The following is a 9,127-nucleotide window of genomic DNA, read 5'->3' as shown; positions in this document are numbered from 1 at the left end:
TCTGGCCCTGCAACGGCTGCAATACAAACCGGCCGCAATGACCCGGCCGCCAGGAGGATGCATGGGCAACGCAGGCAGGATGGACGTGGACGATCCGCTGGACGATTTCGAGCGGCGGCCGCTGACGCTGGAAGGGGTGGAGAAGGCGGTCTACGTCTCGGGGCAAGGCCCGGCGGTGATCGTGATGACGGAGATGCCGGGCATCAGCCCGCAGGTGGCGCGCTTCGCCCGATGGGTGCGTGATGCCGGGTTCAGGGTCTACATGCCCTCTCTGTTCGGGCGCGACGGCGCGGTGCCGGGCGCGGAGGAAGGCGTGGCGGTGTTCCGCCGCACCTGCATCAGCGCGGAGTTCCGCGGGCTGGCGGCGGGCAGCAGCCCGGTGACGCGCTGGCTGCGGGCGCTGGCGCGGCTGGCGCATGGCGAATGCGGCGGGCCGGGCGTGGGCGCCATCGGCATGTGCTTCACCGGCAACTTCGCGCTGTCGCTGATGCTGGAGCCGGCCACCGTCGCCCCGGTGGTCTGCCAGCCCTCGATGCCGATGGACCAGCCCACCGCGCTCGATATCCCGCCGGAAGACCTGGCGCTGGTGCGTGAACGCCTGGAGCGCGAGGACCTGACGGTGATGGCCTACCGCTTCGCCGGCGACCGGCATTGCCGCGCGGAACGCTTCGCGGCGCTGGGCGCGGCCCTGGGGCCGCGCTTCGTGGCGCGCGTGCTGCCGGACGAAGCAGCACATCCGGAGCCGCCGCCCTTCTTCGCCAAGATCGTGGCCAGCCCGCACAGCGTGGTGACGGCGCACTTGGTCGACGAGGTCGGGCAACCCACCGTGGCCGCACGCGATGAGATCCTGGATTTCTTCCGGAGCCGACTTCAGGTTGCGGGAGCTACGGCATGAGCCGCGTGATCCGCCTGCTGTGGATCAAGATCGTGGGCACCGCGCTGGCGGCGGCACTGCCGATGCTGCTGGCGCCAGCCGCCTTGTACGAGTGGCTGGGCTTTCCACCGCAGCCGACGATGCTGTTCCTGCGACTCTACGGCCTCTCCACGCTGGCTCTGCTGGCGGGCTACTACGGCGGCATCGAGCAGGCACGGCGTGGTGAGTTTCCGCGCGGGGTGCTGCGCATGGGCCTGGTCAGCAACGGCGGCCAGGGGCTGGCTCTGCTCACGGCCGGCGTCGTCGGTGTCTACGCCGATTGGGGTCTGATGGCGCAGGCGATGATGTGGAGCCTGTGCCTGTTCATCCTGGGTATCGCGTTGGCGATCCTGCGGCTGCTGCGCCAGGCCCGTTAAGCTGTCGGCCCGTCCAGGACGATACGAGCGATGAAACTGCAATTCTGGTTCGAATTCGCCAGCACCTATTCCTATCTCACGGCGATGCGCGTCGAGCAGGCCGCCGCGCAGGCCGGGGTGGAGCTGGAGTGGCGCGTGTTCCTGCTGGGGCCGATCTTCAAGAGCCAGGGCTGGAACGATTCACCCTTCAACCTCTACCCGGTGAAGGGCCAGTACATGTGGCGCGACATGGAACGTGGCTGCGAAAAGCTGGGCCTGTCGCTGCGGCGCCCATCCACGTTCCCGCGCAACGGCCTGCTGGCAGCGCGGGTGGCTTGTCGCTTCTCCGGAGAGCCTTGGCTGCCGGCCTTCGTCCGCGCGGTGTACACGGCGAACTTCGCGCAGGACCACGACATCGCGGACGCCGCGGTGATCGCGGATTGCCTGGTGCAGGCGGGCGTCAGCGATGCGGCAACCGTACTGACGGCGGCGCAGGCGCCGGAGTCCAAGCAGAAGCTGGCGACACAGACCGACGAGGCGATCCGCCTGGGAGTCTTTGGCGCGCCGTCGCTGGTGGCCGGCAGCGAGCTGTTCTGGGGCAACGACCGGCTGGAAGATGCGCTGGCCTGGGCCAAGCGCTAGGCAACCCCTGCGGGGTGGCAAGGAAATCCGCCCGCGCTTCGATCCTTCGACAGGCTCAAGATCAGCACGAGCGGATTTCCAGGGGTTCGCGGTTCAGCGGCCGACCAGCGAGCGCGCGATCACTTCCTTCATGATCTCGTTGGTGCCGCCGTAGATGCGCTGCACGCGCGCGTCGGTCCAGTAGCGCGAGATCGGGTACTCGGCCATGTAGCCGTAGCCGCCGAAGAGCTGCAGGCAGGCATCCACCACGCGGCCTTCCATCTCGCTGCTGGCGAGCTTGAGCACGGCGGCGGTGGGCACGTCGAGCTTGCCTTCTTCATACAGGCGGCAGCACTTCTCGTAGAAGGCGCGCGTGGTCTCGATGTCGGTCTTGACCTTGGCCAGCTCGAAGCGGGTGTTCTGGAAGCTGGCGACGGTCTGGCCGAAAGCCTTGCGGCTGGTGACGTATTCGATGGTGCGCTGCAGGGCGCCCTCGGCGTGGGCGACGGCGGCCACGGCCAGCATCAGGCGCTCGCGTGGCAGCTCGTCGATCAGGTGGCCGAAGCCGCCGCCGATGCGACCCAGCACGGCGTCGGAACCCAGGCGTACGTCGTCGAAGAACAGCTCGGAGGTGTCGGCGGCGTGCATGCCGATCTTCTCCAGGTTGCGGCCGCGGCGGAAGCCGGGCAGCTCGGTGTCCACCAGGAACAGGGTCATGCCCTTGGCGCCGGCCTTGGTGTCGGTCTTGGCGGCGACGATCACCACGCCGGCGTGCTGGCCGTTGGTGATGAAGGTCTTGGAGCCGTTGAGGCGCCAGCCGTCGCCGTCCGGCACGGCGGAGGTGCGGATGGCCTGCAGGTCGGAGCCGGTGCCGGGCTCGGTCATGGCCAGGGCGCCGAAGCATTCGCCACTGGCCATGCGCGGCAGGTACTTCTGCTTCTGCGTCTGCGTGCCCAGGTGCAGGATGTAGGGGGCGACGATGTCGGAGTGCATCATCATGTTGGAGGTCAGCGACATGTAGCCCAGTCGCGCGCTCTCCTCGGCGATGGCGAAGGAGAAGGCCAGCGGCGCGGCGCTGCCGCCGTATTCCTCGGGCAGGTCCACGCACAGCAGGCCGGCGGCGCCGAGCTTGCCGTACAGCTCGCGAGGCACGATGCCGGCCTTCTCCCACTTCTCGTAGTGGGGCTCCACCTCGTCGGCGAGGAAGCGGATGACGGTGTCGCGCCAGGAGGCGAGCTCGGCGCTGTTGGTGTCTGCGAAGGCCATGGTCGGAACGGGGGTTGGTCAGGGAATGACCGGCATCCTAGGGCGCGGCTGGTGAGCCTGCCTCACTGGTTCGGGTGATTTCCGCAGCTTCAGCCGTTCATGCAGAGCCTGCCGAAGCATGAACGGCCGCCACCGCAGTTAGTGGATTGCCGCCCGCACTTCGACAGGCTCAGTGCGAACGGCAATCTGAACCCTCGCGGTGAACCAACGCTCGCTCAGCCCCGAGCTTCCCGCGTCTCCGGCAGCAGCACCGTCAGCAGGCCGATGGCTGGCAGGAAGGCGCAGACCTGGTAGACGAAGCCGATGCTGGTGGCGTCCGCCAGCAGGCCCAGCACGGCGGCGCCGACGCCGCCCATGCCGAAGGCGAAGCCGAAGAACAGGCCGGCCACGGTGCCGGTGCGGCCCGGCAGCAGTTCCTGCGCGTAGACCACGATGGCCGGGAAGGCGGAGGCCAGGATGAAGCCGATGGGCACGGTCAGCACGCTGGTCCAGAACAGGCTGGCATGCGGCAGCAGCAGGCTGAACGGCAGCACGCCGAGGATGGACACCCAGATGATCGGCTTTCGGCCGAAGCGGTCACCCAGCGGGCCGCCCGCCAGCGTGCCGGCGGCCACCGCGCCCAGGAACAGGAACAGGTGCAACTGCGCCGACTGCACCGACACGCCGAAGCGCTCGATCAGGTAGAAGGTGTAGTAGCTGGTGATGCTGGCCATGTAGAAGAACTTGGAGAAGATCAGCGCCAGCAGCACGCCCACGGCCAGGATCAAACGGCGGCGTGACAGCGGCACCAGGGCGGCGGCGGCCTGCGAGGCGCGCGGCTTGAGCCGCGCCAGGCCATGGCGCGCGGTCCACAGGCCGACGTTCCACAGCAGCAGCATGCCCAGCAGCGCGAACAGGGAGAACCAGGCGACGCTGTGCTGGCCGTAGGGCAGCACGATGAAGGCAGCTAGCAGCGGGCCGATGGCGGAGCCGGCGTTGCCGCCCACCTGGAACAGCGACTGCGCCAGGCCGTGCTTGCCGCCCGAGGCCATGCGCGCCACGCGCGAGGACTCCGGGTGGAACACCGAGGAGCCGGTGCCGACCAGGGCGGCGGCCACCAGCAGCGTGGCGAAGCCACTGGCATAGGCCAGGCCCAGCAGGCCCACCAGGGTGAAGCCCATGCCGATCACCAGCGAGTAGGGCTGCGGCTTGCGGTCGGTGTAGTGGCCGATCAGCGGCTGCAGCAGCGAGGCGGTGACCTGGTAGACGAAGGTGAGCATGCCGATCTGGCCGAACGTGAGGCCGTGCGAGTCCTTCAGGATCGGATAGATCGAGGGCAGCAGCGACTGCATCATGTCGTTGAGCAGATGGCAGAAGCTGATCGCGGCGATGATGCCGAAGGCGGTGCTTTCGGCCGAGGGCTGCGCCTGCGGCGCAGCGGCGATGTCACGCATGGAAAACTCTCCGTATCGGGCCGGGAGCAGAACGGCTCCCGACGATGGCGCGGCAGATTACGCGCTATGATCTGTCCCGCTTGCGTGCATGGGCACGCTTTTGTCGAGATCGGGCCAAAAGATGTGGGACGTCCACTACCAGCCGCTGTACGACCGGGTGGCCAGCGCCGTGGTGGCGATCGGCAACCGCTATGTCGCGGGCCACGTGGTTCAGCCCCACTCCCACAAGCGCTCGCAACTGCTCTATGGGGCCACCGGCGTGATGATGGTGGTGACGGAGCACGGTGCCTGGGTGGTGCCGCCTGAGCAGGCAGTGTGGTTGCCGGCCGGCGAGGTGCACAGCGTGCACATGACCATGGGGCCGATGGAGACGCACAGCGCCTTTGTCTGGCCCGACGCGATACCGGGCCTGCCGCAGCACTGCCAGGTGGTGGGCATGTCGCCGCTCATGCGCGAGCTGCTGCGTGAATCGATCGACGTGCCGCTGGAGTACGACGCGCAGGGCCGCGACGGCTTGCTCATGGCCTTGCTGCAGCAGGAGATGACGCGCCTGCCGGTGCTGCCGTTGTCCCTGCCCTTCCCGCGCGACCAGCGCCTGGCCAAGCGCTGCCGGCGCCTGCTGGACCAGCCGACACCGCATGACAACATCGACCAGTGGGCGGAGTCGATGGAGATGAGCCGCCGCGCCTTCACGCGCTTGTTCCGCGAGCAGACCGGCATGAGCTTTGCCGCCTGGAAACAGCAGGCCTGCCTGTTCGCGGCGCTGCCGCGGCTGGCGGCGGGTGAGGCGGTGACCACCGTGGCGCTGGACCTGGGCTACGACAGCCCGGCGGCCTTCACCAGCATGTTCCGCCGCGCGCTGGGCGCGCCGCCGAGCCGCTACTTCGGGCAGCGAAGCTAGAGCGGCTTCAGCGCCTCACCAGAAAACGACACGCCAGCCCATCCGCTTCGCATGAAGTTGCGGATATTCTGGTGGTCGGTGGCATCGGGGTGCTGCAGCACGTCTTCACGGTAAAAGCGGCCGAAGCAGGCCAGCGTCTGCGCCTCGCTGAAGCCCTGCAGCCTGGCAAAGGAGAATATCTTGCAGGAGCCGCCGTTCTGGCCAGCGGCGTTCTCCACCTCGCCGTTGCGGAAGGCGGTGGGCGTGTAGGCGTACGCGGCCTCGATGGCGGCGATGGTGTCCGCGAATTCCAGGGTCTCGGGGAATTCGCGCAGCTTCTGCAGGAAGGACGGGAGGGTCATGTAGGTCTTGCGGTGGAACGGCCGGCCATTTTACGGCTTGTGGAAGCGGAAATCGCAGAGCGCATACCCGTTGGCGATGGTGCGCTCGCGGCTCAGCGCCACACCCCAGTCCCGCGCCATCAGGAAGTCCAGGCTGCAGGCGGCGTGATGGGTGAGTTGCGGCTGGCCCTGGGCCTTGAAGTAGTCCGCCAGCGGACAGGCGGTGACCTCGAAGCTGACGTTGTCGCCGTCGGCCACCGGGCGGCGGCGGAAGGGGCGCGTGAACAACAGGGTGAACAGCAGGTCGGTAATCAGGCGCACACGCGGCAGGGGCTCGATGCCACGCAGGCGCGAGACCGTGAACACGACGCCGATGCCGGGGCCGAAGATGCTCCAGTTGACCTCGCGCACCACCGCGCCTGCGGCATCCGGCGCCAGGCCCGACTCGCAGAGCGCCTGGTACAGCGCGCGGCTCCAGGCCATGTAGCGCAGCATCAGCGCCAGGCCCGGCAAGCCCACCCGCTGCGGCGGCGGCAGCCCGGAGTGGATCGCGCGCGCCTGCGCCCAGACGGCGTCCGGCCGCGCGATGCCGGCGTGCAGCACGGCACGGCGATAGGCCAACCTGGGGAAGAGCATGAGCAGCATGGGCGGCATTCTACGGGGATCGCGGCGGCATGCGCGGCAGGGCTCGGCTATGCTCCCCGCGCCCGATTACCCCAGAGGTTGCCCCGGCATGCCGCGCAAGTCCGAAACCATCGTGATCCGCGAGGGCGAAAGCGCCGCGCCTTCGCCCGAGGTGCTGCACGACGAGACGCGTTGCATGCATGCGCACTTCGACGCGGACCGGTACTGCATCAACCTGGATTTCTCCTCGCGCGAGGCGCTGCGCGACTTTGCATTGGCGCTGCTGCAGGAAGCCAACTTCGGCCACAGCGGGCAACTGGAGTTCTATCCGCTGAAGATGCCCGGCCGCAAGGAGATGGTGGTGAATGGCGTGCGCCTGACCGAAGAGAGCTCGCGGGTTTTCGTGTTCTACGACGAGCGCCGGATCGAAAAGCGGGCCAAGACACCGTAAATCCGCGATTCAGGCAAGCTGCGCTATGAAGCGCTGGAGTTCAAGGAGAACGACGCCATGCCCAGCCAGCACAAGGTCCTGCGTTTCGGGAAGGGATTCCGGGTTGCCATCAAGAATGCCCGCGCGGAGGCAGCAGAGATGGTGATCCCGCCCGGCGATGCGGAAGGCGACGAGAACAACCGGCATCGCGGCGCGGACCAGTGGCTCTACGTGGTCAGCGGCAGCGGCAAGGCCCGGGTCGGCGAGAAGACCCTGCGGCTCAAGGCGGGATCACTGCTGCTGATCGAGCATGGCGACACGCATGAGATCCGCAATACCGGGCGCACGCTGCTGCGCACGCTGAACTTCTATGCGCCGCCGGCCTACGGCAAGAAGGGACGCACGCTGCCACCGGGAAAACGCTGAGGCTCAGAGCGTGATCGCTGCCAGCACCAGGTAGCGCCCGAGCTTGGCCACCGTCACCAGCAGCAGGAACACCGGCAGCGGCTCGCGCAGCATGCCGGCGACCACGGTGAGCGGATCGCCGATGATGGGCACCCAGCTCAGCAGCAGGGACCAGCGGCCGTAACGGTGATACCAGCGCTGTGCACGCTCCAGCATAGGGCCTTGCTTGGGCGCCCAGCGCGAAGAGGCGCCGGCGAGCCCGCGGCCCAGCAGCCAGTTGACCAACGCGCCCAGCACGTTGCCGACGGTGGCGACCAGCAGCAGTGTCCAAGGGGTATAACCGGCCAGTAGCAGGCCCACCAGCACGGCCTCGGACTGCGCCGGCAGGATCGTGGCAGCGAGGAAGGCAGAGAGGAAGAGGCCGGCGTGCGCGGCGAGTGCGGCGCTCAAGGAACTGAAGCGCTCGGCTTCCTGTGCTCTTCTCTGAATCTAGCCAGACATTTGGCAAGAAAGAAGGCAATGACCAGAAACGTCAGGGGCAGACAGAGTGTGAGTAGCAACGATGCCGCAGGATACAGCGAAAGATCTACCGTAACCAATATGGTTGAAAGAAGCGCATCGGCCACGGCAGAAGCAAATGCCCAAGTAGCCATGCCTATGGCGTTGATCTCACGTAGAGCAGGCCATGACAGCAATCCGCCGAGAAGCTGAGGGATGAAATGAAACGGAGACGATGCGAATGTGATCGTCAGCAACCATGGAAAGGCTTGTTGATCGGACAAAGCCGGTCGACTGGAAATGAAATTGGCAACCACAAACTCGCCCGATGCACTCAGCAGAACAAAGAGACAGGTGCTCAAAAAAGCAGCAAGAATGATCTTGATGAATTTCATGATTTCTAGTTACTCCTAAAGCCCACTCTTTGATGCCACAAAAAGTCCAACTTCATCGCCCTGCTTCACCACCCCACCCTTCAGGATGCGGCAGCGCAGGCCACCGCGATGCACGAAGAAGCGCACGGCCTCGAAGCGGGTGCGCTCGCCGAACAGGGCGCAGGGCTCGCAGAGGTCCAGGCCTTCCAGTTCCACTTCGCCGACGCGGAATACCCGCCCGCAGAGTTCATTGAGCCGCACGCCGCTGGTGACCAGGTTACGGCGCGGCTCGTGCAGGGCCATGAGCTGGCCGCTGGCCTCGACGTAGGCCTCGATGTTCTCCAGCTCGATCAGGGTGAGCTGGTAGTCCGGCGATTCGCGGTTGGCGGCGTCGGCATAGCGGTCGCCGCTCAGGCCACAGCCGGCGATGGCTTCGACCTGCTCCAGTTCCACCATCGGTGCGCCGCGCACCGGGGCAATGTAGATATGCCGGATGATTCCCATGACGCCGGCATCCTACCGCATGGCTCCCCTGTGTTCAGTGCAAGTTCAGCGCGCCGGATCGACAGTGGCTGGGCGGCATCGGCGCCATGGATGGCGAGACCGGGATGCTGCAAGCCACGAATCCCAGGGAGTTTTTCATGGACGAAAACCCGACCCTCACGCTGTGCCATGAGCTCTACCGCTTTGCCAAGGGTGACCCCGGAATGGGTGTGGCCAACCTGATCCGCACCGCGGAGATCTGCGAGAAAATCTACGAGCGCGGGCCGAACCTGGTGCTGCTCAAGCACCTGCGGCGGCTGCAGACGCTGATGTCGGATTGGACAGCGCCACGGGGCTGGATGAACTACGGCCACGGACCCATCGTGCTGCGCGGCGAACTGGTGGAGACGATCTCGGCCATCGCCGAGGCGGCCGGGCCGCGTCGTGCACCGCCCCTGCCTACACTGCGGCGCCCAGTGGCGGTGGGTGGCGCCCTGCGCTAG

14 protein-coding genes are annotated in these 9,127 nt (G+C 67.0%); 7 read left to right on the top strand and 7 right to left on the bottom strand.

Features of this window, described 5'->3' with window-relative positions:
* Window positions 1-61: 61 nt before the first annotated feature.
* Genes QT386_RS02280 through QT386_RS02270 form a run of 3 tightly spaced genes read left to right on the top strand, consistent with a single transcriptional unit; the run spans window position 62 to window position 1,911 of the window.
* Complete coding sequence (locus QT386_RS02280) at window positions 62-895, top strand: dienelactone hydrolase family protein (RefSeq protein WP_289272108.1); 834 nt, start codon at window positions 62-64, stop codon at window positions 893-895.
* Window positions 892-1,290 (top strand): hypothetical protein, encoded by a 399-nt coding sequence (locus tag QT386_RS02275; RefSeq protein WP_289272107.1) that lies wholly within the window; start codon window positions 892-894, stop codon window positions 1,288-1,290. The genes QT386_RS02280 and QT386_RS02275 overlap by 4 nt, the downstream gene beginning before the upstream one ends.
* 30 nt (window positions 1,291-1,320) lie before the next feature.
* Entirely contained in the window at window positions 1,321-1,911 is a 591-nt protein-coding gene (locus QT386_RS02270) for a 2-hydroxychromene-2-carboxylate isomerase (protein WP_289272106.1), read from the top strand.
* Between the two features lie 93 nt (window positions 1,912-2,004).
* Here QT386_RS02270 and QT386_RS02265 read toward each other — a convergent pair whose 3' ends face one another.
* A complete protein-coding gene (locus tag QT386_RS02265; protein ID WP_289272105.1) occupies window positions 2,005-3,156 on the bottom strand; it encodes an acyl-CoA dehydrogenase family protein in 1,152 nt (383 codons plus the stop codon).
* Between the two features lie 215 nt (window positions 3,157-3,371).
* Entirely contained in the window at window positions 3,372-4,589 is a 1,218-nt protein-coding gene (locus QT386_RS02260; RefSeq protein WP_367401369.1) for an MFS transporter, read from the bottom strand.
* 121 nt (window positions 4,590-4,710) lie between these two features.
* Here QT386_RS02260 and QT386_RS02255 point away from each other — a divergent pair, with 121 nt between their 5' ends.
* Complete coding sequence (locus QT386_RS02255; RefSeq protein WP_289272104.1) at window positions 4,711-5,490, top strand: helix-turn-helix domain-containing protein; 780 nt, start codon at window positions 4,711-4,713, stop codon at window positions 5,488-5,490.
* Here the strand turns inward: QT386_RS02255 and QT386_RS02250 are convergent.
* Both QT386_RS02250 and QT386_RS02245 read right to left on the bottom strand, forming a co-directional pair.
* Window positions 5,487-5,831, bottom strand: a complete 345-nt coding sequence (locus QT386_RS02250; protein WP_289272103.1) for a HopJ type III effector protein — start codon at window positions 5,829-5,831, stop codon at window positions 5,487-5,489. The genes QT386_RS02255 and QT386_RS02250 overlap by 4 nt on opposite strands.
* 30 nt (window positions 5,832-5,861) lie before the next feature.
* A complete protein-coding gene (locus QT386_RS02245; protein ID WP_289272102.1) occupies window positions 5,862-6,455 on the bottom strand; it encodes an L-2-amino-thiazoline-4-carboxylic acid hydrolase in 594 nt (197 codons plus the stop codon).
* Between the two features lie 88 nt (window positions 6,456-6,543).
* Here QT386_RS02245 and QT386_RS02240 point away from each other — a divergent pair, with 88 nt between their 5' ends.
* On the top strand, window positions 6,544-6,885 hold the full coding sequence (locus QT386_RS02240) for a hypothetical protein (protein ID WP_289272101.1): 342 nt from the start codon (window positions 6,544-6,546) through the stop codon (window positions 6,883-6,885).
* A gap of 138 nt (window positions 6,886-7,023) precedes the next feature.
* The gene (locus tag QT386_RS02235; RefSeq protein ID WP_367401376.1) at window positions 7,024-7,290 is read left to right on the top strand and encodes a cupin domain-containing protein; all 267 of its coding nucleotides are present in this window, start codon (window positions 7,024-7,026) and stop codon (window positions 7,288-7,290) included.
* 3 nt (window positions 7,291-7,293) lie between these two features.
* On the opposite strand, the gene QT386_RS02230 is transcribed toward QT386_RS02235, so the two are convergent.
* Genes QT386_RS02230 through QT386_RS02220 form a run of 3 tightly spaced genes read right to left on the bottom strand, consistent with a single transcriptional unit; the run spans window position 7,294 to window position 8,645 of the window.
* Window positions 7,294-7,719 carry a YqaA family protein gene (locus QT386_RS02230; protein ID WP_289272099.1) on the bottom strand — a complete coding sequence of 142 codons (426 nt, stop codon included), beginning with the start codon at window positions 7,717-7,719 and terminating at the stop codon, window positions 7,294-7,296.
* Window positions 7,716-8,162, bottom strand: a complete 447-nt coding sequence (locus QT386_RS02225) for a hypothetical protein (RefSeq protein WP_289272098.1) — start codon at window positions 8,160-8,162, stop codon at window positions 7,716-7,718. Before QT386_RS02225 ends, QT386_RS02230 begins: the two co-directional genes overlap by 4 nt.
* Before the next feature lie 15 nt (window positions 8,163-8,177).
* The gene (locus tag QT386_RS02220) at window positions 8,178-8,645 is read right to left on the bottom strand and encodes an MOSC domain-containing protein (RefSeq protein WP_289272097.1); all 468 of its coding nucleotides are present in this window, start codon (window positions 8,643-8,645) and stop codon (window positions 8,178-8,180) included.
* A gap of 137 nt (window positions 8,646-8,782) precedes the next feature.
* Between QT386_RS02220 and QT386_RS02215 the strand changes: the two genes are divergently transcribed.
* Window positions 8,783-9,127, top strand: coding sequence for a hypothetical protein (locus tag QT386_RS02215; RefSeq protein ID WP_289272096.1), 345 nt, complete (start codon window positions 8,783-8,785; stop codon window positions 9,125-9,127).

The sequence above is a fragment of the Solimonas sp. SE-A11 genome, from assembly GCF_030345715.1.
Lineage (GTDB): Bacteria > Pseudomonadota > Gammaproteobacteria > Nevskiales > Nevskiaceae > Solimonas_A.
Note: the sequence above shows the minus strand (reverse complement) of the source record. Positions and strands in the feature narration are given on the sequence as shown.